This window comes from Mesobacillus harenae (genome assembly GCF_013343715.1).
Classification (GTDB): Bacteria; Bacillota; Bacilli; order Bacillales; family Cytobacillaceae; genus Mesobacillus_A; species Mesobacillus_A harenae.
The window spans coordinates 334,414-358,376 of the sequence record NZ_JABUNR010000002.1 but is presented as its reverse complement, the minus strand read 5'-3'; the positions used below and the strand labels follow the sequence as shown (position 1 = coordinate 358,376).

Here is a 23,963-nt window from a genome sequence, read left to right as displayed (position 1 = left end):
TATGCGGGTAACCGGAGAAGTTGTGGGTCTTACTGTTTTTCATTAAGTATCTCTAACACATCTTGGTGCTGCTTTTGGACAGCGGACACGTGCTTGATTTCACTGGATAGTTCCACCTTTGTTTCATCCAGTTTCTTCATCATACTTCCATAATAGAACGCCATTTCTTTTCTCATCTCGCTTTGTTCAGTATTAAAAGTTTGTTGGCCTTCTTCAAGACCACCTACACGATTAACCAGCGATTTTAATTGTTTATCGACATCAATAAATTGCTGATTAACAGCAACAAATTGCTGATTAACAGCAACAAATTGCTGATTAACAGCAACAAATTGCTGATTAACAGCATCAAAACGCTGATCGACAGCATCGAAACGTTGATCGACACCATCGAAACGTTGATCGACAGCATCAAAACGTTGATCGACACCATCAAAACGTTGATCGACACCATCAAAACGTTTATCAATACTATCAAAACGCTGGTCCATAGTATCCAGTCGTTGTAAAATAAGTTTTAATATTTCCTCCATCTTTTTCACCTCACTTTCAGTTTATTGATCGAAATCAGTAGTAGTTCCCCACAACTTTTATTATACCCACACGTAGTCTGTTCGTCACTACCCGATAACAGAAGATAAAGGTACTAGAAAAAAATGGATGGTGCCTGTCACCTGGTAATTTCAGGGTTTAGGTTAGGGTATATTATCAAACTTACGGAAAACTGAGAAAAGTTGTATGATGGAAATATAACAAATTGGAGTAGAAATCAATGAATTGTCCGTATATGTTTTAAAATGTGAAGGCTGGAAAATCACTATGGAAGAGTGGTTTTTGGGTGCAACTGGTTTCTAAAGATATAACTCTCTCTTGGGTGAGGGAAAGGTTAAGTTCCAATAGACTAAGAGTAGAGATAAATTCATTAAGGTGGTTAAGAACATGTCATTAAGTGAAGTGCGTTGGGGGATAATTGGCTGCGGGGATGTTACTGAAGTTAAAAGCGGCCCTGCCTTTCAGAAAGTAAACAATTCAAAACTCGTAGCCGTGATGCGAAGAAATGGTGATTTGGCAAAAGATTATGCTGCTAGACATAATGTACCGAAATGGTATGATTCAGCAGATGAATTGATCAATGACCCAGATGTAAATGCGATTTATATCGCTACACCACCAGCCTTTCACAAGGAATATGGTTTAAAAGCAATAGCAGCCGGAAAACCGGTCTATATAGAAAAACCGATGGCGTTAAATTTTTCTGAGTGCAGGGAAATCATTGAAGCTAGCGAGAAAGCGGATGTCCCGCTGTTTGTTGCATATTATCGACGTGCTCTTCCACGGTTTGCTAAAATTAAGGAAATCTTAAGCAGTGGCGTGCTTGGTGAAATCCGCCTTGTGTCTACAAAGCATTTTCGCCCGACAGGATCCGAGGGAGACCAAGTCAATCCTCCATGGAGAATCCAGCCACATCTGTCAGGAGGTGGATTGTTTTTTGACCTTGGCAGCCACACTCTAGATATTCTAGATTTTCTGCTAGGACCTATAAAAGAAGTGAAGGGGTTCGCATCTAATCAAAATGGACTTTATGAAGCAGAAGATATTGTTACAGGTACATACAAGTTTGAGTCAGGGATCCATGGAGTTTGTGCATGGTGTTTTTCCGCTTATGACCACCTTGATAGTAATGAGATTATTGGGAGTAAGGGCAAGCTAGAGTTTTCAACCTTTGGTGATGATCCTATCCGGCTGACCACTGCGAGTTCTGACCAAGAGTGGACTATCGAAAATCCTCTTCACATCCAACAGCCTTTGATCCAAACAATCGTCGAAGAATTGACCGGAAATGGGACTTGCCCAAGTACAGGGACAACAGCAGCTAAAACCAATTGGGTAATGGACGAGCTAGTAAAAGACTATTACGCTAATAAGTAAAATAGATTTCCAGGTGACCATTTCCAGGCGACAGGCACCATCCAAATAATTCCCAGGTTCCTGCTGCCAATGGCAATGGCTAACCAAAAAGGACACCTGCCCAATTTTGGGAAGGTGTCCTTTTCTCATTTCTTATTGCCGGCTATTTCTTTTTACTTCATCTACCATTTCTACGTATTTAAGCAGCAGTATTAATGGCCATAAAATTATAAACGTTATGTCCTTCTTAATCTCCCTAAACGTTCCTGCTTTTTTTATAAATAGGCTTGTATATCCAATAAGGAGATAAAGGGTAAATTCAAGCAGCATCCTTCACCACACCTTTACACCTTTATTACATCCTATACAGAATGCGCAATTTGGTGCATAAAACAGGGACAAGTCCAGTTAGATTTATTGGTGGTAACTGGGTGACTACCAGGATATTTCCAGGTGACAGGCACCATCCAGGTAATTTCCAAAAACCAAACTGTTATACCATGTACAATTCCTGAAGAAGCAGAGGACGCTATAGATATTTTTAATCAAACGGTTGATTGAAGTGGAGGAGGCTGAATTTCGTTGTGGCTTATAGGTTTGGGGGCTCTTCTTATAATAATCAAACGGTTGATTAGTTTTCTCTCCAAAAAAACACTGCCTAGGGCGGCAGTGCTTTCCTTTAATCAATTGTAAATTTATATCTCAATATTGCAGCCAGACCGGCTCCGTGTTTGAATTCTCCACTTTGAACTAAAGATTTTAATTTTATCATGCTAATCTTATGTAATTCAATTTGTTCGCTGCTTTCCAGCTTCTGTTCTGTTTTGGTTAATCCGGCTGCTGCAAACAGGAAGATTTCCTCTGTAGTAGAACCTGGCGATGGATAAAAGCTGCCCAATTCAAGCCACTGTTCTGCTATATACCCCGTTTCCTCTGCTAGTTCCTTTTTAGCGGTGTCGATTGGATCAGATCCTTCTAAATCGATCTTGCCTGCAGGCAATTCCCATTCCCAGCTTTTAAGCGCATGACGATATTGTCTTAAACAAAGAACATGGTTGTCATTTGTTATAGGCAGGACGCAAACACCCTTCGCAAAGTCAATAAACGAAAATGTCTTTTCATCTCCATTTGGAACAACCACTTGATCGATCGTCACGTTAAAACGGTCAACCTGCTTATTTTCACTGCTGTTAATTTTCCAAGTCACTGTTATCACCTCAAGTTTGTTGCTTTCAAATCATCGTTCCTACTAACATAATACCATAAAGGGATTGAATGCTAAGGTTACAGGCACCATCCAGAAAAATGGATGGTGCCTGTAACCTTTTTATTATTTTTCTCTTGACTAATTCATAGTAATTTTATAGGATTAATTTTAGTTACTGACTGACTAATCAATCAAGAGGGGGGATGCTTCTCGATGGATGGAAAAGCTATTGAAAGAAGGGTTCAGATTCTTGAGATTGCGCTGCAGCTATTTGCTGAACAGGGCTATCATCGGACGAAGATCTCGGACATCGTTCGGGAAGCCGGCGTTGCGCAAGGAACCTTTTATTGGTATTTCAAAAGTAAAGAAGCGATTGCTCTAGAAATAATCGAGAGTGGCCAAACGGAACTTTTAAAAGTAGTTTCTCAAGGATATCGGCAATCGGGCGGAACGATTCAGGATGCAGTCAAAGCCTCGGAGAAACTGTTTGGAGATTTGTTTTTATTCTCCGAAAAGAATAAAAGCTTAATAGAGCTGTTGCTTAGAGGAATCGAAACAGAGGATTCTGTTCAGCAAGCCATCATTAAAACCCGCCAGCAGCTTGAAAAGGCATTTCAAAAAAACATTGAAAGAGCGATTGAACTTGGCATCTTACCCGAGAAGGATTCCGCTTTACAATCGGCATTATTGATGAGTCTTGTTGAAGGAATACTTTCCAAATGGTTATTTGATTCAGATTCTGAACACCTTAAGAGCAAAACGGCGGGTGAACTTGCCCGTGAAGTGGTACGCTTTGAATTCTTTGGCCTGCTTGGAATATAAGAAAAAAAGGGAGAGATTAAATTGAAAAGAAAAAATTCGTTCATTACCCTCATTTTATTACTAGTATTTTCGGTTATTCTAACTGCTTGTGGCGGGAATAATGACACTGAGCAGGATTCTGCTGGCAGCGATAATAGCGAAAATAACGAGGAAGCAAGTTTATTACAAGAAATTAAAGATCGCGGCGTTCTGAAAGTTGGATTAATGGGTACGTATCAGCCATATAACTTCTTAAATGAAAACCAGGAAATGGATGGCTTTGATGCTGACATCGCGAAAGAAATTGCAAAAGGCTTAGATGTCGATGTTGAATTTGTAGCACAAGAATTTTCAGGAATGATTGCAGGCCTTCAGGCTGAAAAATTTGATGTTGTAATCAGCCAGATGACGATTACCGACGAGCGCAAAAAGCAGATGGACTTTAGTGATCCCTATATTACTAACAATGTAAAAGTGATTGTTCATGAAGATAACGATACTATTACGGCTGTAGAGGACTTTAAAGGGAAGGATATTGGTGTTGGTTTAGGAACGAATGATGAAACCTATCTTCGCACTGAATTGATGCCTAAGGTTGGCGATTTTAACATCATGACGTACGACGATGTTATTACTTCCTTGAAAGATTTAGATGCTGGGCGTATTGATGCAACCATCAACAATATGTATGCCATCAAGCCAGTAGTCGAGAAAAATGGCTTTAAAATCAAAGCGGTTGGTGAGCCGATCAAGTCAGATCGCGCCGGGATTGCGACACGCCAAGGCAATGACGAACTTATAGAGGAAGTAAACAGTATTTTAGCAGAAATGAAGGAAGACGGAACTTATAAAGAGATTTTTGTAAAATGGTTTGGAGAAGAGCCGCAGGAGTAAACAGGATAAACCGGAAAGGAATTTTTAGATAACATGGATGTTGTTATTGAAAACCTGCCATTTTTATTGAGAGGGGCGTATTATACGCTCCTCATCACTATTGTTTCGATGTTTTTTGGGTCCATTATTGCTGTGTTTGTAGCAGTAGCAAGGCTGAAAGGGAATCGGCCGATTCGCTGGATGGCCAGGGCATATGTCTCGATTATCCGCGGAACCCCGACACTCGTTCAGATTATTATTGTGTATTATGGTCTTGTTGACTATGGAATCAAACTCCAGCCATTGACTGCTGCCTATATTGCTTTAAGCATCAGTATCGGTGCGTATTTATCAGAAACGCTTCGAGGAGCCCTGCAATCGATTCCTAAGGGACAAATGGAAGCTGCGTATGCATCCGGAATGACTCCAGTCCAGACAATGAGGAGAATTATTTTTCCACAGGCAATTCGAGTGGCGATTCCCCCGGCGGGAAATACATTTATCGGCATGCTAAAAGAAACTTCGCTCGTTTCGGTTATTACGGTAACCGAATTATTGCGCTCTTCACAGCTTTTAATTGCCCAATATTATGTGTATATGCCGTTTTATATTTCAATTGCTATAATGTACTGGATTATGAGTACCGGCTTTTCATTTTTACTGGAAAGACTGGAGAAACGGTTATCAATCTATGTATAAGTTGAGGATTGAACATGATTAAAACAACTGCTCTATCAAAAAGCTTTCAGCAGCTGGAAGTTCTAAAGGAAATAGACGTACAAGTAAATAGTGGAGAAGTCGTCGCCATTCTCGGGCCCAGCGGCTCTGGTAAAAGTACTTTACTCCGTTGTTTCAACGGTTTAGAGGAGCTGACTGGCGGAAGCATGCAGGTATGCGGGGTCTTGGTTGATGCAAAGCAAAGCAAAAAAGAGCGTACAAAACGTATAAGGCAAATCCGCTTAAATACAGGCATGGTCTTTCAACAATTCAATTTATACCCTCATAAAACCGTTCTGCAAAATGTGATTGAGGCTTTGCTGATTGTAAAAAAGTGGCCGAAGGAGCGGGCAGTAGAAAAGGGAGAAAGCTTGCTTGCCAGAGTAGGCTTGCTGGAAAAGAAGGATGTCTATCCGTCCCGATTGTCGGGCGGCCAGCAGCAAAGGGTTGCGATTGCACGAGCCTTAGCAATGGAGCCTGATCTCATGCTTTTCGATGAACCAACTTCCTCTCTGGATCCTGAGCTTGTTGATGAGGTGCTTGCGGTCATTAAGGAGCTTGCTAAAGACGGAATGACGATGGCGGTTGTCACACATGAAATGCAATTTGCCCGCGAAGTTGCGGACCGGATTATTTTTATGGCAGATGGAGTCATCGTGGAAGAAGGGAAGCCAGAAGCCTTTTTTACGAACCCAGAAACAGACCGGGCCAAGAAATTTTTAAAAAAGAAATAGCAGGATACCCTGGATAAGGAGGGAAGACAATGATCGTAAACACGAAATGGCATGGACAGCGTGCGTTTACAGCAGTTGGTGCCTCTGGATATGAAATCAACATGGATGCGACAGAAGCTTATGGCGGAGAAAGTAAGGGAGTCACTCCAACAGAAATGCTTCTTGCGTCCGTAGCCGGATGCATTGGGATTGACGTGACCATGATTCTTAGGCCATACCTTTCCGAAGTAGAAAGTCTTGAGATTGAAACGGATGGGACTAGGAAAGAAGAACTTCCGAAAGGCTTCACGTCCATACTTGTCACATTTAAAATTGATGGCACCATCGACAGCAAAAAAATCTGGCGAGCCATCAACCTAGGCAAAGAAAAATACTGCGCCGTCTCCGACTCACTCAAATCCAGCGTAAACTTCCGCCTCATCCTAAACGGCGAAGAGGCTGTGGAATAAATTAAAAGGTAATATATAACAGGTGACAGGCACCATCCAGTTTTCTGGATGGTGCCTGTCACCTTTACTGTCACCTTTACTAACCATATAATTAATTACCGTCTTGTAAACTTTGTTCCAAACGTATCTTCGGCTACTGCCTCGGGATTTAAAATGTCATCACCCTCAGGCTTTTTTCCTTCTTCAACCCATTTTACAAGAGCGTCAAAGCCTTCAGTTTCCTCTTTAGGGGTAAATCCACAATGGCCAACAGCTCTGGTTACCCTCGTCACTAACAAATCTTCATTGCCATTTGCCGCTGCTCTTTTTGCATGAAGCTGCTGCATATGAAATGGTACGAACAAATCACCGATATTATGCAAAGAAACCATCGGAATTTTGTGAGTTCCGTTCACTTTGGGAATGCCCGTTAAACCTTGCTGTTTTGTTTGCGGGTCACTAGTAACACGCAGAACGGCGTCATTTAGGGCTTGTTCCTCCAATGAGATACTGCTCATATCCCCGTCAAATTGATAAACTGAGTCAGTTGTATTGACTACATTTCCAGCAGCTACTCCATACCTATTGTTTATAGTCAGTTGGCCTAGTAGGAAGTTCTTCCAGGTATTAAAAGCCGTATCAAATAATGGTCGATCACCACCGGTCAGGTTCATTGTAACCGCTTTCAACCTTTCACCCTCTGCAGTGAGCGTACCATCAATACCGAGCTTGGACTTAATTAGTGGAACTGTTTCTGTTATATACTCTCCATCTGAAATGGACTTCTGATCATCCTTAGCTATCCCGGCAAGTGACTGAGCTACAAGGTTAAAATCAGTAAAGAAATCAAACAGCTCGGTATCTCCGGTTACCCCGCACATAGGAAGCGCACCGTCATACGAATTACTGTATTGTTCGGCAAGCACAGCTGTGATGTGGCCTCCCATAGAGTGTCCAGTAACGTATGTGCGTGATGGCTTTCCTACCTTTCCATTAAATAGTGAACCAAGTGCATGAGTGTCCTTCACACCTTGTGCTACATCATAACCATTGGTGCTGTAAGTTGAGGCAGCCCAAGCATAGCCGTTTTTTAATAAATGTTCTCTGATTTTAGCCGGGCCATTTGCAAAAGTCAACTCCAAGCCTGTCCCGTTATACCCATGCGCATAAAGGACAAGCTCGCCGTTCCAGTTTTTTGGAACTTCAATACGATACCCAGCCCCCTTATGTACCCCCCAATACCTGTCTGTCTTATAACCTTCCAAACTTTCAAATGGCAATTTAGATTCATCAACATAGTACGGAATGGTAGATTGGTTCTGTGCCTTCTGACCAGTGGCCTTGCTGGCTGGGGGAGCGGCTGAACCTGCAGAAGCTGTAAAAATTAATGCAGCTCCTAAAGAAAATGCTAGAAACGATTTTTTCAAAATATATTACCTCCTCATTTAGTATTATCTTAAATGATGTAATATTCAGACAACTTATACAAGAGCAATAGTAACCAAAAAACCTTGTTAAACTGACAAGAAAAATAGGTATTACTAAGCATGCCGCAGGCTTTAAAATAGACTTTTCCGGGACATTTAGGTGACACTTTCCAGGTGACAGGCACCATCCAGGTAATTGGAAGAGTTTTTATTAGGTAATTGCTACTGTTTTGTCCCTAGTCTTTCTAGTTATTCACCAGAAAATTACAAGAAGCTTTGTCCTTATTAGGATAATAGTCATTAGTGTTGGAGATTATAAGAGTTTTTTGATGATATTAGTAGTTTTTAAGTATAAAGGTGACAGGCACCACCCAGGAAACTGGATGGTGCCTGTCACCCCAAATTTGCTGCCCAAATATTGTTAAATCATAGTATGATGGGAATAGGTAGTTTTTATCAACTAGATTGAAAGGGTGGTAGGCGAGATGAGTGAAGCAACAGCGTCAGTTGCGTTATTAACAGCTGAGCTTCGTAACCGGTGGAGGTTGCTGCTCGGTGAATTAAAAGGTACTTCTATGGAACTGTTTGACTCCGAAAAGGGAGAAAAGCTTTTTGCAGAAATGATCCGAATACATAATAAACTTGCTCTTGCCTCTGTTACTCAGGAACGGTCAATTCTTGCCGTTACAGGCCTTCAAGGTGCGGGGAAGACAACGATTGTCAAAAGGCTGTACGATTTGGATGATCGGTTCTTGCCAGAAAACGAAAGCAGGGGCGAACAGATCCCTGTCCTAATTACGGAAAGCGCCGTGGAACAACCACAGGGCTATCTGTATGTTTCCAAATTCGATCAGGAAAAAGGTTTTCACCTTGCCAACGAAGCGATTGACGATAGAAAATTTAAGGAGGTCGCATTAAACCCTTCTGACGAACATATTTGGCTTGAGCTTAAAGTGCCGAACAAATACTTTTTTGATGAGAAAAAGTCCCTTGCCTTGCTGCCAGGGTTTGAAAGGGACCAAACTGGCCGGTCCCAGCAGCTTCTCACTCACTTGCTGTATCTTTCTACATCAAGTGTCGTCGTTTTTAAGAAAGATACATACGCCCGTAAATCCACTGTGGACATGCTTCAGCTGGTAAAGGACTTATATACAGAAGTGAAGCCGATTTTTGTTCTATCGCGCGGCGATGAAAACTCGGAACAAAATGAAGAGATTCGCCAGCAGGTGGCTGAAGATTTTGCAATCCATCCGACTGAAGCAAATCGGGTTCTGGTTAGCGGTGTTTATCCTGATAACGAGCAAAATGATGAGTGGCAGCGGCAATTCATTTCCTCGATTCAAAAATATAGTTATATTTCTGATGAGGGCCAGAAAAAGCAGTTGGCCATGATTGATGAGCTTTGCATGGATGTGAGACGGGCCGCTGATGAAATCAGCGCGATGCTTCAGAAGCAAGAAGATAATTATTTGATAGAAAATAATGGGCAGTCCAGCCCGCAGCGGACACTGGAACAGTTTGAGCTTTTTTACAAACACCTGTTGTCCCAGCTGGAAAGAGATATGAAGGGTAAGCTCCAAGAACGCTTGAAGGATGCTAGAACCAATTTTAATCAGTACGTAAAAGACAATACAGGTTTTTGGCAGAATCTCACTTCTAAATTCAGTGCCAAAGCCCTTGAGCAGCAGGAAAAATTGGAGGAAGCCATTAAGGAGGCCTGGATGGAAGCAGGTTCGCAGTCCCCTGAATGGGATATTATTGATGTAACCACAAACCACATTGATGACCAATCCAAAAGGTTGAACCTGTCATTTGAAGACGATCCGGTACGGCAGGCAGGAACAAGGCGGGTAATGAAGATTCAACCTCTTGCCGAAAAAACTGCTCCTGAAACACTTTCCGTTCCTCCTTTAAAAGAGGTAAAACGCAGAAGTGAAATGAAAAATCCAGCCGTAAGCCAAAACACGTCACTAAAAAGGATCGATCAATTTTTCATGAAAGAGCAGGAAGGGCAGCTTGTGTCATTAGAAAGGGATGACTTGAAGGTCATGACCTTGATGGGTACGATGCTCTGCAGGCAGGCGCTTGTAGCGCAGCCGTTGCTGGAGAAGAGATCACTTGAGGGTGATGATTGGGAGAAGTTCTTTTTAAATAAAACCTTCGAAGGGAATCCTTTAGACAAAACGATGAAGGACTCAGAGGCGTTCACAGGCCATGTTGATAAGCTGGCAAAGCTGGCGCCAACTTTGTTAAAAAGCATCCCGCTTATTCTTGGACTGGATGTTGCTATTGATGGGGAGGCAAACCTGCTGATTAATGCAGCTTCAGCTCTAAGTGCCTTAGGCATAGCGCTGACTCCGGTTCAATTGATTGGTATAATCGGCGGGGCCTTTGCGTTTGCATACGGAATAAACGCCGTGCAAAAAGCCGTACATGAAACGAATCAGCGTCAGCTGCAGCTTGCCCAGGCCGGACACAGAGCGCTCGACCAGCTGCCTGAAATCCAGACCCAGTCGTTCATTTCAGCGCTTCAGCTGGTTTTTGAAAAAATGGGGGAACAGCTGCTGGAAAAGCATCAGGAAGAAAAAGGGCTGTTTGATGACTTTGGAAAGCTGGAAAAACTCCAGTACAGCCTGCGCCATATTAGAAATACGAATGGACAGCTACACAAGCTGGTTTACGACCGTGCAGTCCTTACTCTCTAAGCTGGAAAAGGAACGCTGGGATTGGACACGCCGCGGGGCGCAAGAGTTCCGGAAAGGTTTCTTACGGTTAAAGGAAACAGGCCGGAAAAAGGGCCGGGTTCTAATTGGAATTTATGGGCCAACACAGGTAGGGAAAACAACCTTAATCCTAAAATTGCTCGGGCTTAGGGAAGAAGTGATCATCCCTTTCTCAAAAGCTCTTCGCGGTAGACGGCGCTATGGAAACTCGGCAACCGTCACAAGCACCTTGTATCAGCCATCCTGTGATGATTTATTTTATGTATTTCGGCCAGATGGGACTAAGGAGATCTGTTCTTCCTTAGAGGAGCTCGAGACGTGGATGGGTATAATCCGTGATGAAGTGGAACGAGGGCATGTCAAGGATACAAGGCCATTGACGATACAGATTTCAAAAGCATTTTTTCAGCAGGATGAGCTTGTGAGGCGCAAGCAAACGATTGAAGTTTTAGATTTACCTGGAGATGACAGCAGGGAAGAGCGTGAAGTTGATCATGTTGACCGCTGCCTCGAAGAATATCTCCCCCATTGCAGCATGTGCATTGTGATGGAAAATGCTAGTCAAGTAGTGGCTTTATCGCAGATTAAAAGGGAGCATGTATCAGATTGGATGTGGCTCCCACATCAGTTTACGATTGTCCTTTCCAAAGCGCTGTCTAGTGCATCTGTAAAAGACCAGATCCGAAGCGGGAAACTATCATCGGCTTCGGAACTGCAGGGCTTTTTTTCAGGAGAATTATATCGCCATGTTGAAGGAACCGCAGCGAAGGCAAAGGTGTACCCGCTTGATTTTGGCGATACATGGGCCCAGATTAAACAGAGTGATCCAGAGCTTTATGATATTGCTTCTCCCTGGATGGACGAGCTTTTTTTACGGCTGGCTGAAGACCTAAGCTCAATTTATACACCCGAATATGAAATAAAAGCTCTTAAGAATATGGAAAGCTTGCTTCAAAAAAAGAAAAAAGAGAATTATGAGCGGCTGTCTGCAAAGAAAAATGATGATAAGGCAGAATTGGAGGGGCTTTCTCGGTCGCTTAAAGCTCTGTGCATTAAAATTGAAAACCAAACTGAAAAAATAAAACGGGTTAATGAAGTGGAAGAGATGATCGAAGGGCTGTCCTTTCAGCAGCCCCCTTCAGGATACATACCGGGCTGGACTGAGAGAAGCGGCAAAGAAAGATCGGCTGATTCATTAAAAAGTGATTTTTATTATGCTTTAGGCCAGCTTGAAAAAGAGTACCGAACAGCTGTTAACCTTTGGAACCTTGAGGTGCACGTTTTAATGGATGAATATGCTTTGCCGTTCAGCCCGATCGATTTTCAGTTTGCTGAAAAGACAGTTCATTTTGATGCCGATTATGTGATCAGTAAGTACTTCCGGCAATCTTCTTTTAACAGGGATTTGGACTCCTGTTCGGATGCTTTAGAAGAAGCTAGTGTGGAAACCTTACAAAAGACTAATAGGGCGATAAAAAGGCAGAAACAGGCGATGAAAAAGTCTTTTCGGCAAAAAATAAGCAGCATTGAAATGAGCATCGCCTTACTTGAGGAATCACGGGAAACCCTCGAAAGAAGGATTGAATCTTGTGAAAAATCTATAACCAAGATTGAATTGGCGATTGAAAAGGCCCGAATAGAGTGGGAGCATGATATTCAGCGTTCAAAGGAGCTAAACTTATACTTAAAAGCAGCTTTTGTGAATGAAATAAAGGCGATTCAAGATAAGCTATTTTCCAAACAGACAAGCCCGCTTGAAAAATGGGCCTATCATCAGTATTGGAACATCATCACAGCGGATGCAGAAAGGATTACTGAAGATGGATCCGTCACAAGTCAACAAGGTATATGATGAAGCAATTAAATCATTAAAATCAATAAATGACGAACTGTTCTATAGCGATTTGAGATCAAAGCTTGACAGCCATACTACCCATTTGGATGAAAAGTATGCTGATGCGATCAACAGGGTTCAGGGGATGACCCTGACGGTAGAGCGCCTGCCAGTCCTTGTGGAAACTGAAGTGAATAAGGCGGTTGATAAGCTTTTATTGAAAATAGATGAATCTGTTAGAGACTCTCTCTTCAATATTGAGAAAAGCTTCCAGGCTCGGGAGGAGGAGCTTTATGGGATTATTGAAAACTTTATGACCCTGCAAGCCAATTTTCAGCATATCTTTTCGCAGCTGGAGGAATCGAAACAAGCACAGCTTGAGCAATGGCAGGCCTTTTTAGCTGAACAAAAAGAGGCGGGGGAAGCCTTTGATGAAAGCTATCTAAAAGAACAGCAGCAGTTTTTCGAAAAATTTCAGGAATCACTGGGAGAGCAGTCTGCTCTTTTTCAATTGAAGGCGCAAAGTATAAAGGAACAGTTGGCTAATGCAGCCGAATTACTTGAAGGGTCACAGCAAAAAGGCTTTGAGATGTTGAAAAAAGCTGCATGGGAAGATTCTTCTATTATAAAGAGCAGCGTTACTGAGCATTTTGGAATAACACATGAAAAGGTGGCTGAAGCAGAGCAACAGATCAGAGAGGGTATTGAAAAAGCGAGTGAAAGATTGAGGGTCGATGTTCTGAAAGTGGAAGCTCAACAAGCTGCTGTGATGAACAAGATAACTGCTGACTTTCAGAAAGACATCGACTCCGTGAAAGCATCTTTTGAAAACCAGATGCTTGCCCTTCAGCAAACGGCGATATCAAGTGCAGAGCAGCAATCGACTGCCGCACAAGAGCAATTTCAGCTACTATCAGAAAAAATCAACAGCCAACAGACCCAAACCGACAAAAAACACAAACAAACCCTATGGCTCATCACCAGCCTCACCATAGCCCAAGCCATCCTCCTAGCCAGCCTTGTGTGGTGAACTTGTGTGGTGACAAATTTCCAGGTGACAGGCACCATCCATTATATTGGGAATTAAAACAAAAAGGACTGCGGAATTGATGATAAGCTTCATTCCGCAGTCCTTTTATGGCTGAATTAGGTGACAGGCACCATCCAAATATTTACCAGGCTATTTGGTGTAAGTGCTGTTCTGTTGCAGAACTCGTCCTGCGTTTTTATTCAATATGGCCAAGACCATGTAGCCGATGCTTGCGCCGGCTAACGAGCTGAACAAGAAGGCTGGAAGAAAACCAAACAGTGTAGCTTCACGTCCAAGGAGCAATACGGCAATTGGGTAAGAGGCAATTGCACCCAAAATTCCTGTTCCGAATACCTCGCCAAGAGCGACCGCATATAGCTTTCGTGTTTTTAAATAAACGAAGGAAGCCAATAAAGCACCAATCATGCTGCCAGGGAATGCAAACAAAGATCCTGTTCCCATCATGTTACGAAGCAAAGACACGGTAAGGGCCTGTGCTACTGCGTAGTATGGCCCGAGTAATACCGCCGATAGTACATTGATGAGATGCTGCATGGGAAATACCTTTGCGAAGCCAACTGGGATATAAAACATATGGCTTGTTAGAGTGCCGATCGCAACCATCATAGCAGTCAACGTCAGCTTTTGCGTTTTTCTCATAAAAAATCCCTCCAGTAAATTTTGCACTGGGGGTGAAGAACCGAATTTCCTATCACTGAAGTCAACAAAAAAAGCCGACTCCAGCTTAGGAATCCGCGTATGTACGACAACAGAGCCGATACACTTCCCTCCGCTGGTATTAACCAGATCAGGTTCAAGGGTCAAAGACTACAGGTCTTAATCTCAGCCGGCTATTATCCGGCACCCCCAGTGCCAATCAAATATTCAATTCATTCACACTATAACATAAAGAAAGAAAATTGGGAATAGTCGTCGTGTGGCTTCTTCCATATTTCTGGGTGGTGCCTGTCACCTACCAGGCACCTTCCAGTTGTGGCCCAACAAAATCATCGATTCAATTCTTTTTTAACTAGGTATTGAATGATGAGATAACAGATTAAGATCCAAAGTAGGAGGAGTCCTAGCTCAAACCAAAGAATCTTTCGGTTGAAAATAGCAAAAATATTTTCTGCTACCACGACACTGGGTATGAACTTCAAAACGTCCTCCCAAGCTGGTAGCACTTGATATAAGGTTCCGATTAAAAATAGGGTAATCATAACAATGGATGACAGTGCGGATGCCGTTTTTGAGGAGTTCATCGTCAGGCCGATAATGATCCCGATTTGAATGAACAAGATTCCGCCTGCGACCATTAATGGAATCACTTTTAATAATTCCAAATCGAATCCAGTATTTAATAAATAGACTAGTGTTTGTGATAAAAATGAAAATAATAGGATGGTCGTACCTTTAGCCATGATTACTTCATTTAAGGTTAGAGGAGATATCATGAGTGCATCAAGCGTTTTATGCTCTTTCTCTTCAATAAAATTTGGGGCTGTAATCATGATGCCTACCATCACTTGAGCAAACAGAATCCAGCTGGGCAGCAGCATCATTTCCTGACCTGTGTCGCTCATTACACCAATAATCATGACAGACATGACAATCGGCAGAAGAACGAGGATCCATAGGGGAGGCTGCTTGAGGAAATCAATGATTTCATGTTTTATCAGCTTATACGTCAAGTTCATCCTCAACTTAATTCACTTCCTGTCAGTCTCGCAAACACATCCGCCAAGGTTGCTTCCTGTGAATGAAGATTGATTATGCTCCCTGCATACATTTTTTCATATAAAAAAGCAGCCGTTTCCGGTGTGTTTAGAGGTAAAATGACCTTCACCAAGTCGTTGTTTTCCTTGTATTCCACAACAACTTCGTCTTTCCCGTACCGTTCTTTTATTTTCTGAGGAGAGTCAAGTGCAACTAGTTTCCCTTGATACATGATTCCAACACGGTCACTTAATTGATCAGCCTCGTTCATATCATGAGTGGTCAAAACAATTGTAGTTCCCTGTAATTTTAACGAATGTATGTATTTGCGAATTAACGTTGCTGTGTTTGGGTCAAGTCCGCTTGTTGGTTCATCTAAAAATAAGATTTTAGGCTGATGGAGCAATGCCCTAGCGATAAGAACTCTTTGCTTCCAGCCCTTTGACAGTGAATGCACCTTTTGTTCAGCCTTGTTATCCAGATGTAAACTTTCCATAATATTTTCTACTTGTTTCAAAGGAACTTTATATAAATCTGCAAAAAACACAAGGTTGTCTCGGATCGACCATTTCAAATACAAATTTGGGAGTTCAAAGACGACGCCGATGCGTTCATGCACCTTTTTTGTGTTGCTTTGTATGTTTAATTGATCGATCCAAATTTCCCCTTTGCTCGGTTTCAGCAAACCAATCATCATTCGAATAGTCGTCGTTTTCCCAGCTCCATTAGGCCCTAAGAAACCGAATATCTCCCCTTCATTTACCTTAAAATTAATTTGGTCCACTGCTATAGAATCCTTAAATACCTTTGAGACATTCCGTACATCTATCATTCATTCCTCACCCCCTATATTTTTGCCTTAAACGTATCATACTAAAAAATAGTAAGCAACGGGTGACAGGCACCATCCAATTCACTTCCAATTACAGCTATTATGTTTTTGTGGTAATGATAATCATTTTCAGTTAAACTAATGGTATTAAGCATGGGGAGAGATGATTTATGTTTGTTCAAATGAGGAAGACGATCGTTACTGAGGGGAATTCTGATAAGGTTGTGGCAAGGTTTAGTGGGGAAGGAATTATTGAAAAACAAGAAGGGTTTGTAGATGTAACGGTGATGGTTAAGAAGGTTCGCCGCGGAGATGAAGAGGTTGTTGTGTTAGTCCGCTGGGAATCGGAAGACCACTGGAAGCAGTGGGAAAAGAGCGAGGAACATATTGCAGGCCATAAGGCGAAGTTAGGCCAGCCTAAGCCAGATTACATAGTAAGCTCTGAAGGCGGAACATACGAAATCAAAGCAGTCAAAACAGCAAAATAAGATTAAAGGTGACAGGCACCATCCAGTTTTCTGGATGGTGCCTGTCACCTTTTCTTTTTGAGGTATATCATGATGATTATGTTTGGAGTATAATAATTTTAAATATTTGAAATAATGGGGACTTTTGAATGATATCGTATGAGAGTTTTTTTATTGTGATTCTGATTAGTATTTTGGGGCCAGTGGTTGGTTTCTTTATATTGATTTTTTATACGAGCAATGAACGGCAGGTTTATTTTTTAGAAATGGAAAATCGCCAAGCATTACTTGAAAAAGAACTGGAAGTTAGCCGCTACCTGCAGCTCAATCAGCAAATCCAGCCGCATTTTCTTTTTAATGCGTTAAATTCTTTGCTCGGTTTGGTGCGTTTAAAACAATATGATCGGCTTTCAGGAGCGTTCGAGCATATGGTGATGTATTTACGGTCAAAGTACACGAACAAAGAAGCTTTATACCCAATGGAAAAGGAAATTTCCTACACAAATAACTATCTGGAAATACAAAAGCTGCGGTTTGGACATCGGCTGCAGATAGATTGGGAGATTGAAAAGGGATTAAATCAAACTCTCGTAATACCGTATCTATTGCAAACATTAGTCGAGAATGCTTTTAAGCATGGGCTTGAAATGATAGAAGAGGATGCTGCACTTTCCATTAAAATTAGTCAGCTAGACTCACAGACAATCCAGCTCACAGTAGAGGATAATGGGCCGGGTTTCAAAGAAGATTATATGGAACTAGCTTCGGAGGAAAATAAGATTGGCCTTTTAAATCTGCAGCGAAGATTATTTTTGCTTTTTCAACAAGAAGCTACCTTCACAACAAAAAACCGCAGCCACAATGGGGGTGCTGTAGTTGAAGTGACTTGGCCGCTTCGGACAGATCTAACATAAGAAAGGGGACGGACGATATGGATGTTTTATTGCTTGATGATGAACCAATCGAGTTGGCGCAGCTCGAGTTACTGATAAATGCTCATTATCCGACCTGGAATGTTCATCAGGCCATTAATGGTTCTGAAGCCATCCGGATTGTTGACCGCTGGGCTGAACGAGGCGAAACCTTCCAGCTGGCTTTTATAGATGTGAAATTGCCAGGCCGAAATGGACTCGAGGTAGCTTCGATCATGAAGCAGAAAATGCCTAACTTGGACCTCATTGTTGTAACGGCCTTCCAGGATTTTGACTATGCCAAAGAGTCTATTAAATTGAGAGTTTATGATTATGTAGTAAAGCCAGTCATCGAAAGAGAGCTTATTAAGGTATTGGACAATTATGTACTCGAACACCCTGAATTTGGGATGAAATCCAATGTAATAGAAAAGGTAATTACGACCATCAAGGAGCGCTTCCAAGAGCCTTTAAAATTAACCGCACTTGCCGAGGAGCTGCATTTTAATTCGAATTATTTAAGCCGATTGTTCAGTGAAGAAGTGGGTCAATCTTTTTCGGAATTTTTACTTCACTACCGAATTGAAATGGCCAAACAGCTGCTGGTCAAGCATAAGGACTGGAGCATTAACCGTGTCGCGGAAACTTGCGGTTTTAGCAGCCAGCACCATTTAAGCAGTTCTTTTAAAAAGCATACTGGCTTCTCTCCAAGTGAATACCGGAATTCGGTGCTGACAAAATGATCGTGCCGCAAGCGTTCCCGCCCAGTCTATCCAAGTTGGTTTCAGTGTGGCTCACGATCAGTCTTTTGTTTGTATCAGGACAAGCCGTCTATTCTTACGGTGCACTAGCTGGCTTTATAATCATCGGCAGTTTTCTTGCCGCTTTTGTACTTTTGATTCCATTTTTGTGGATGTCCCGCAGAAAGCTGATGAAAAACTCGCATTTGTTACCCCTTTTAAATGCAATCTTATTTTTGGAGTCGGTTACGATCCATCTTTTAATTTTATTCCTTATTTTAAATGCGTCATTAAGGTACTCATCTTATTTAATTCTGTTTGTACTGACCGTGTTTCTGCTCGCTTTAATTGTTCTTTTCAGAAATAAGGCGGACAGCCTGCATACAGTTAAAATTTCCATACTTTTAGGGTTAGCCGTATTCCTGCCCAACTACATTTTTCTGCAAAAAGGGCTTGAGACAGTTTATCATAATCTCTTGCACTATCATCCAAGGTTTCTTCACATCGAACAGGAGGGTGCAATTCTATTATTCTTCCTATTAACAGCAACATTCTTTTCGAAAATGTTTTCGCAGCTGCCATGGCTCGATCGTTATGTGGAAGTTAACTTCTCAAAGGGAATTCAAAAGTTGTTCTTTGGCACGTTAATTTGGGCGACAATTATTCTCGCCTTTTCTTCAATGACGCTTGTTTCGTTTACCCATACTAAACTTCTTCACCATGAGAATGAGCTTTTGTTTATGATGCTTGGCCAACAGGTTGAGCGCGGCTTCCTTATCATCGTTTATCTCAGTCTATTCACTTCAACCATCATCGAGCTATCAGGAGCCATTCGAAAGTTAGCGCCAGAACATTCCTTTTTAAAGTTTGGGCTGGCAGCAACAGCGATTATATTAACTGGGTATTCCCACCAGTTAGGCATTTCAATTATCACTCTATTTATATCGTTTGGCTTTATTTCTTCCATTATTTGTTTAATTTATATAATCAGAATGTTTTTACATCATTTAAATATAAAAACCGGGAAGGTAGATATAAATTAAATATTGAGAAAATTATTATAATTTTAATAATAGATGAGAGGGGGATTATATTTTGAAAAAATACGTACTTTACCTGTTTATGACTGTTCTATTAGTATCAACTTTCTTAATGGGTTGTTCTAATGACTCGTCATCTGGCTCCAGCGGCGGGTCTGCTGAAGAGAAGAATAACTTAATTATTGGTCTGGAGGCTGAGCCGACTTCACTAGATGCCCATCAGATTTCTGACTACAACTCCAGCCGTGCGGCTATGGAGATTTACGATCAATTGGTTCAGTTTAAAGACGAGAGCACAGAACTAGAACCAGATCTAGCTGAAAAATGGGATGTATCCGATGATGGACTTGAGTACACATTCCACTTGAAGAAGGATGTAAAATTCCACGATGGAACTCCGTTAAATGCAGAAGCTGTTAAATTCAGCATTGAACGCCAGACAGATCCTAACCACCCGTTCCATGATACTGGAACATATGCTTATGCGGAATTCACATTTGGACAAGTAGCTTCCGTTGAAGCCGTTGATGAACATACCGTAAAAATTACGCTGACAGAACCATTTGCTCCTTTCTTGGGCAACATGGCTATGCATGCAGCGAGCATTGTCAGCCCTGCTGCCGTTGAGGAGCATGGAGCAGATTTTACGAAAAATCCTGTTGGAACAGGCCCTTACAAGTTTACAAGCTGGAGCCCGGGAGTTGAAATCATTTTAGAAAAAAATGATGAATATTTCAAAGGTGCACCAAGTGTCGAGCAGCTGATTTTCAAGCCAATTACTGAAGCGCAAACTCGCTTGGCAGAGCTTGAGGCAGGCAATATCGATGTCATGGTTAATATTCCTCCGGATGATCTAGAAAGACTCCGCGGAAATGAAGACATCACAATGAACGAACAAGCAGGTATGCATGTTTGGTGGACAGCATTCAATACACAGCGTGCACCTTTTGATAATGTGAAGGTAAGACAAGCAGTTAACTACGCAATTAATAAAGAAGCAATTGTCGATGGAATTCTTCAGGGATCTGGTGAGATTGCAAACAGCCCGCTTCCTCCGACAGTTTGGGGCCATAATCCTAATGTAACAAACTATGATTTTGATCTTGAAAAGGCAAAGGAATTGCTTGCTGAGGCTGGACATCCAGATGGCTTTAAAGTGACATATTGGGTTCCGGAATCTGGTTCAGGCATGCAGCAGCCGCAAGCAATGGCAGCTGCGATTCAATCAGACCTTGCTAAAATTGGCGTAGAAGTTGAAATTCAAACGTTGGAGTGGGGAGCATACTTGGATAAAGTATTTGTTCCTGCTGATCAAAATGATATGGATATGCACCAAATGTCTTGGATCGGCGACAATGGAGACCCAGACAACTTCCTGTACATCTTGTTTAGCGGTGCACAATGGCCAACTGCCGGATTCAACGATTCTTACTATAAGAACGAAGAGGTAGATGAGCTCCTTGCTAAAGCTCGTGTAACGAAGGACAAAGCAGAGCGTACAAAAATGTACGAAGAAGCGCAAGAAATCATTATGTCTGAAGCACCTTGGATTGTTGTAGACCATGAGAAACAAATTATCGCTACATCCAGCCGTGTTAAAGACTTTAAGCTTCACCCAACTGGAGTATTCCGCTTTGCCAACGTTAATATTGAGTAAATTTTAAAGAGGAAATAGGAGGTAGCTCCTCTTTCCTCTTTTTCTTCCATTAGGAGATTTATTTTAAAAGGTTTTCGATTGCGTAAAACCATGAACGGCAATATCGAAAAAACGATTCTCAACTAAAGTTCTTCAGGAGGTGTTATGGTTGGCTTCTTATATTTTGAGGCGATTATTCGGACTAGTTCCGGTTTTGTTCGGCGTTACCGTACTCGTGTTTTCGATTATGCATCTATCGCCAGGTGACCCTGCGAAAATTATTCTTGGCCCGAAAGCGACAGAGGCGTCGATTGCCAAGCTCAATACACAGCTAGGGTTGGATCAGCCGCTCCATACACAGTACATAACTTGGATTGGCAACGTGTTTCAAGGTGATTGGGGCCGGTCGATTCAAATGAAAATGGAAGTGCTGCCGCTTGTAGCGGAGCGCTTTACAGCCACATTTATTCTTACGCTCGCCAGTATTATCATTGCTTCCGTCTTCGGAATTGGCGCGGGTATTATCTCAGCTTATAAAAAATACTCCTGGCTAGATCGTTCCATGATGTTCATGGTGCTGATCGGTTTTTGTCTTCCTGTATTCTGGCTGGGGCTTCTTCTTCAAATTGTCTTTGGTCTTAATTTAGACTGGCTGCCTATTTCCGGAATGTACTCGGCAGGACAGGATGGATTTTGGGACATGATCAGGCATTTAATCCTTCCGGCGATTGCGCTTTCAGCCGGTGCTGGAGCGATTATTGCCCGAATGACGCGTTCCAGTATGGTTGAAGTATTTAGCCAGGATTACATCCGTACAGCAAGATCAAAAGGATTAAAGGAAAAAAACGTTGTCCTTATCCATGCTTTGAAAAATGCTTTTATCCCTGTATTGACTGTAATTGGGATGCAAATTGGATTCCTGCTAGCGGGAGCTGTTTTAGTAGAAATGGTTTTTGCATGGCCAGGAATCGGAACACTGATGGTCAATGGGATTCTCGCCAGGGATTTCCCGCTCGTCCAAGGAGTCATTTTATTTGTAGCGACAACCTACGTGGCCATAAACTTATTGATTGATATTTTATACGCAATATTTGACCCACGCATTTCATATAAGTAGGAGGGGCTGATCAATGGAACCAGTCATACAAAATCAAGAAATCCCCAGCATCAAGCCTAAACAAAAAGCAAAGCAGGGTCCATGGGGAATGGCTTGGAAGGTATTTAAAAAAGACAAAGCGGCTGTTGCCGGCCTGATCCTGCTCGCGATTATGATGGTTGCAATGGCACTAGCCCCATTTTTGCCGTTCGCAGATCCCAATGAGGTAGACCTGACAAACCGATTAAAGCCAGTCGGTACGGAGGGACATGTTTTGGGGACGGATCATTTAGGCAGGGACATGCTTAGCAGAATTATATACGGAGGCAGGGTCTCGATCATTGTCGGTATTATCGCTGTTACCATTGCACTGGTTATTGGATCTGCTCTCGGATTAATTGCCGGTTATTTTAGAAATTTCTATGACACCGTCATTATGCGCTTTATGGATATTTTAATGGCATTCCCATACGTTTTGCTTGCAATTGCTATTATTGCAGCATTAGGGCCTGGCCTTATGAACACAATGATTGCAGTTAGTATTGTTGGAATTCCCTATTACGCGAGGATAGTCCGGGGAAGTACTCTATCCTTTAGGGAAATGGAATTTGTTTTAGCTGAGCGTGCTCTTGGAGCCGGACATTTGCATATCATTTTCCATCATATTTTGCCAAACTGTCTGCCGCCGATTATTGTTGCCGTCAGTTTAGATGTTGGCTGGATGATCCTTGCTGCTGCCGGAATGAGTTTCTTAGGTTTAGGAGCTCAGCCGCCATTAGCTGAATGGGGCGTCATGTTAAGTGAAGGCCAGGAGTTTATTCGTGTGGCCCCTCATGTCAGCTTATTGCCGGGCTTTGCAATTTTCCTTGTTGTTCTCGCCCTTAACCTTGTCGGAGATGGACTGCGAGACGCTTTAGACCCTAAATCGAAATAGGAGGAATAACAGATGACTAACAACCTAAAAATCCCTCGTGATTATGTTAATACTTTTTCCATCGTTGGACGTGATCCTGAAACGGGCGAGCTTGGAGTAGCGGTTGCCTCAAAGTTTCTGTCCGTTGGATCCCTCGTGCCATGGGCGAAAGCCGGAGTAGGCGCCATTGCCACTCAATCATGGGTAAATCCTTTATATGGAATACGCGGATTGGAACTAATGGAAGCAGGCAAAAGTGCGGAAGAAACGAGCCGTATTTTAACAGAGGAAGATGAAAATAAAGAAGTTCGCCAAGCAGGATTTGTTGATGCCAGCGGAAACAGTGCAACTTTTACCGGTACAGAATGTTACACATGGGCAGGCGGCATATCAGGCTTCAATTTTGCAGTCCAAGGGAATATTTTAACGGGAGAAGATGTTGTTCAAGCCATGGCAGACGCTTTTCAAAATGCCCAAGGAGATTTGGCATCCCGGCTGACAGCTTCGCTACAGGCTGGTGAAGATGCAGGCGGAGACAGCCGCGGCAAGCAGTCAGCAGCCTTGCTTGTGGTAAAAGAAAATGGCGGTTATGGCGGAGTCACGGACCGCTATATTGATTTGCGAATTGATGATCACGAGGAACCAGTCAAAGAATTAACACGGATTCTCAAGCTGCACCTGCTTTACTTCCAAAAGCCGAAGGAAGAAGATATTTTATCTGTTGATGGTGAGTTAAAAGCAGAGCTGACGGCCTTGCTTCAAAAACTTGGTTACATCAAGACTGAGGACCCATCTGATGAAGAAGTATACGAAGCAATTCATTCATTCCACTTGATCGAAAACTTTGACGAGCGGGTTATGGAAAAGGGCTCTATCGATAAGAAAGTCGTGGAATTTATCCAAGAATTAGCGGCACAAAAGGACTGATTG

General features: G+C 42.3%; 23 protein-coding genes and 1 riboswitch. Of the genes, 17 read left to right on the top strand and 6 right to left on the bottom strand.

Annotation, left to right across the window (positions count from 1 at the left end):
• Nucleotides 1-29 precede the first annotated feature (29 nt).
• On the bottom strand, nucleotides 30-533 hold the full coding sequence (locus HRJ06_RS03930; RefSeq protein ID WP_174729209.1) for a hypothetical protein: 504 nt from the start codon (nucleotides 531-533) through the stop codon (nucleotides 30-32).
• Between the two features lie 406 nt (nucleotides 534-939).
• Between HRJ06_RS03930 and HRJ06_RS03925 the strand changes: the two genes are divergently transcribed.
• Nucleotides 940-1,929, top strand: coding sequence for a Gfo/Idh/MocA family protein (locus HRJ06_RS03925; protein ID WP_174729206.1), 990 nt, complete (start codon nucleotides 940-942; stop codon nucleotides 1,927-1,929).
• Between the two features lie 658 nt (nucleotides 1,930-2,587).
• On the opposite strand, the gene HRJ06_RS03920 is transcribed toward HRJ06_RS03925, so the two are convergent.
• Nucleotides 2,588-3,115, bottom strand: coding sequence for an NUDIX domain-containing protein (locus tag HRJ06_RS03920; protein WP_174729203.1), 528 nt, complete (start codon nucleotides 3,113-3,115; stop codon nucleotides 2,588-2,590).
• A gap of 213 nt (nucleotides 3,116-3,328) precedes the next feature.
• Between HRJ06_RS03920 and HRJ06_RS03915 the strand changes: the two genes are divergently transcribed.
• The 5 genes from HRJ06_RS03915 to HRJ06_RS03895 are packed head-to-tail and all read left to right on the top strand — an operon-like array spanning nucleotide 3,329 to nucleotide 6,689.
• Nucleotides 3,329-3,937, top strand: a complete 609-nt coding sequence (locus tag HRJ06_RS03915) for a TetR/AcrR family transcriptional regulator (protein ID WP_174729200.1) — start codon at nucleotides 3,329-3,331, stop codon at nucleotides 3,935-3,937.
• A gap of 15 nt (nucleotides 3,938-3,952) precedes the next feature.
• Nucleotides 3,953-4,810 carry a transporter substrate-binding domain-containing protein gene (locus HRJ06_RS03910; protein ID WP_174729334.1) on the top strand — a complete coding sequence of 286 codons (858 nt, stop codon included), beginning with the start codon at nucleotides 3,953-3,955 and terminating at the stop codon, nucleotides 4,808-4,810.
• A 33-nt stretch (nucleotides 4,811-4,843) separates the two neighbouring features.
• Nucleotides 4,844-5,488: an amino acid ABC transporter permease gene (locus HRJ06_RS03905; protein WP_174729197.1), complete on the top strand. Its 645-nt coding sequence runs from the start codon at nucleotides 4,844-4,846 to the stop codon at nucleotides 5,486-5,488.
• Nucleotides 5,489-5,502: 14 nt separating this feature from the next.
• Complete coding sequence (locus tag HRJ06_RS03900) at nucleotides 5,503-6,240, top strand: amino acid ABC transporter ATP-binding protein (RefSeq protein WP_174729194.1); 738 nt, start codon at nucleotides 5,503-5,505, stop codon at nucleotides 6,238-6,240.
• 29 nt (nucleotides 6,241-6,269) lie between these two features.
• Nucleotides 6,270-6,689 carry an OsmC family protein gene (locus HRJ06_RS03895; RefSeq protein WP_174729191.1) on the top strand — a complete coding sequence of 140 codons (420 nt, stop codon included), beginning with the start codon at nucleotides 6,270-6,272 and terminating at the stop codon, nucleotides 6,687-6,689.
• A 95-nt stretch (nucleotides 6,690-6,784) separates the two neighbouring features.
• Here HRJ06_RS03895 and HRJ06_RS03890 read toward each other — a convergent pair whose 3' ends face one another.
• Nucleotides 6,785-8,095, bottom strand: coding sequence for an alpha/beta hydrolase (locus HRJ06_RS03890; protein ID WP_174729188.1), 1,311 nt, complete (start codon nucleotides 8,093-8,095; stop codon nucleotides 6,785-6,787).
• A gap of 485 nt (nucleotides 8,096-8,580) precedes the next feature.
• On the opposite strand from HRJ06_RS03890, the gene HRJ06_RS03885 reads away from it, so the two are divergent.
• From HRJ06_RS03885 to HRJ06_RS03875, 3 genes are read left to right on the top strand one after another with little or no spacing between them, the layout of a single operon-like run.
• A complete protein-coding gene (locus HRJ06_RS03885) occupies nucleotides 8,581-10,800 on the top strand; it encodes a hypothetical protein (RefSeq protein WP_174729185.1) in 2,220 nt (739 codons plus the stop codon).
• Nucleotides 10,781-12,670: a coiled-coil domain-containing protein gene (locus HRJ06_RS03880; protein ID WP_174729182.1), complete on the top strand. Its 1,890-nt coding sequence runs from the start codon at nucleotides 10,781-10,783 to the stop codon at nucleotides 12,668-12,670. The genes HRJ06_RS03885 and HRJ06_RS03880 overlap by 20 nt, the downstream gene beginning before the upstream one ends.
• A complete protein-coding gene (locus HRJ06_RS03875; RefSeq protein ID WP_174729179.1) occupies nucleotides 12,639-13,682 on the top strand; it encodes a hypothetical protein in 1,044 nt (347 codons plus the stop codon). The genes HRJ06_RS03880 and HRJ06_RS03875 overlap by 32 nt, the downstream gene beginning before the upstream one ends.
• 150 nt (nucleotides 13,683-13,832) lie before the next feature.
• Here the strand turns inward: HRJ06_RS03875 and thiW are convergent, their stop codons facing one another.
• From thiW to HRJ06_RS03860, 3 genes are all read right to left on the bottom strand, one after another.
• Nucleotides 13,833-14,342, bottom strand: a complete 510-nt coding sequence (gene thiW, locus HRJ06_RS03870; RefSeq protein WP_174729176.1) for an energy coupling factor transporter S component ThiW — start codon at nucleotides 14,340-14,342, stop codon at nucleotides 13,833-13,835.
• A 108-nt stretch (nucleotides 14,343-14,450) separates the two neighbouring features.
• A riboswitch (TPP riboswitch) is annotated at nucleotides 14,451-14,561 on the bottom strand.
• Nucleotides 14,562-14,689: 128 nt separating this feature from the next.
• Nucleotides 14,690-15,379: an ABC transporter permease gene (locus HRJ06_RS03865; protein ID WP_242035130.1), complete on the bottom strand. Its 690-nt coding sequence runs from the start codon at nucleotides 15,377-15,379 to the stop codon at nucleotides 14,690-14,692.
• Nucleotides 15,380-15,381: 2 nt separating this feature from the next.
• Nucleotides 15,382-16,230 carry an ABC transporter ATP-binding protein gene (locus tag HRJ06_RS03860; protein WP_174729170.1) on the bottom strand — a complete coding sequence of 283 codons (849 nt, stop codon included), beginning with the start codon at nucleotides 16,228-16,230 and terminating at the stop codon, nucleotides 15,382-15,384.
• A 170-nt stretch (nucleotides 16,231-16,400) separates the two neighbouring features.
• Here HRJ06_RS03860 and HRJ06_RS03855 point away from each other — a divergent pair, with 170 nt between their 5' ends.
• The 8 genes from HRJ06_RS03855 (at nucleotide 16,401) to HRJ06_RS03820 (ending at nucleotide 23,960) form a co-directional block, all read left to right on the top strand.
• Nucleotides 16,401-16,718, top strand: a complete 318-nt coding sequence (locus tag HRJ06_RS03855; RefSeq protein ID WP_174729168.1) for an antibiotic biosynthesis monooxygenase — start codon at nucleotides 16,401-16,403, stop codon at nucleotides 16,716-16,718.
• A gap of 128 nt (nucleotides 16,719-16,846) precedes the next feature.
• Nucleotides 16,847-17,611: a sensor histidine kinase gene (locus HRJ06_RS03850; RefSeq protein ID WP_174729165.1), complete on the top strand. Its 765-nt coding sequence runs from the start codon at nucleotides 16,847-16,849 to the stop codon at nucleotides 17,609-17,611.
• A 17-nt stretch (nucleotides 17,612-17,628) separates the two neighbouring features.
• A complete protein-coding gene (locus tag HRJ06_RS03845; protein ID WP_174729162.1) occupies nucleotides 17,629-18,351 on the top strand; it encodes a response regulator transcription factor in 723 nt (240 codons plus the stop codon).
• Nucleotides 18,348-19,391 carry a hypothetical protein gene (locus tag HRJ06_RS03840; protein WP_174729159.1) on the top strand — a complete coding sequence of 348 codons (1,044 nt, stop codon included), beginning with the start codon at nucleotides 18,348-18,350 and terminating at the stop codon, nucleotides 19,389-19,391. Before HRJ06_RS03845 ends, HRJ06_RS03840 begins: the two co-directional genes overlap by 4 nt.
• A gap of 52 nt (nucleotides 19,392-19,443) precedes the next feature.
• The gene (locus HRJ06_RS03835; protein ID WP_242035122.1) at nucleotides 19,444-21,045 is read left to right on the top strand and encodes an ABC transporter substrate-binding protein; all 1,602 of its coding nucleotides are present in this window, start codon (nucleotides 19,444-19,446) and stop codon (nucleotides 21,043-21,045) included.
• A gap of 148 nt (nucleotides 21,046-21,193) precedes the next feature.
• Nucleotides 21,194-22,141: an ABC transporter permease gene (locus HRJ06_RS03830; RefSeq protein WP_174729156.1), complete on the top strand. Its 948-nt coding sequence runs from the start codon at nucleotides 21,194-21,196 to the stop codon at nucleotides 22,139-22,141.
• Nucleotides 22,142-22,154: 13 nt separating this feature from the next.
• Nucleotides 22,155-23,054: an ABC transporter permease gene (locus tag HRJ06_RS03825; RefSeq protein WP_197969826.1), complete on the top strand. Its 900-nt coding sequence runs from the start codon at nucleotides 22,155-22,157 to the stop codon at nucleotides 23,052-23,054.
• 12 nt (nucleotides 23,055-23,066) lie between these two features.
• Nucleotides 23,067-23,960, top strand: a complete 894-nt coding sequence (locus HRJ06_RS03820; RefSeq protein WP_174729153.1) for a DUF1028 domain-containing protein — start codon at nucleotides 23,067-23,069, stop codon at nucleotides 23,958-23,960.
• Nucleotides 23,961-23,963 lie beyond the last annotated feature (3 nt).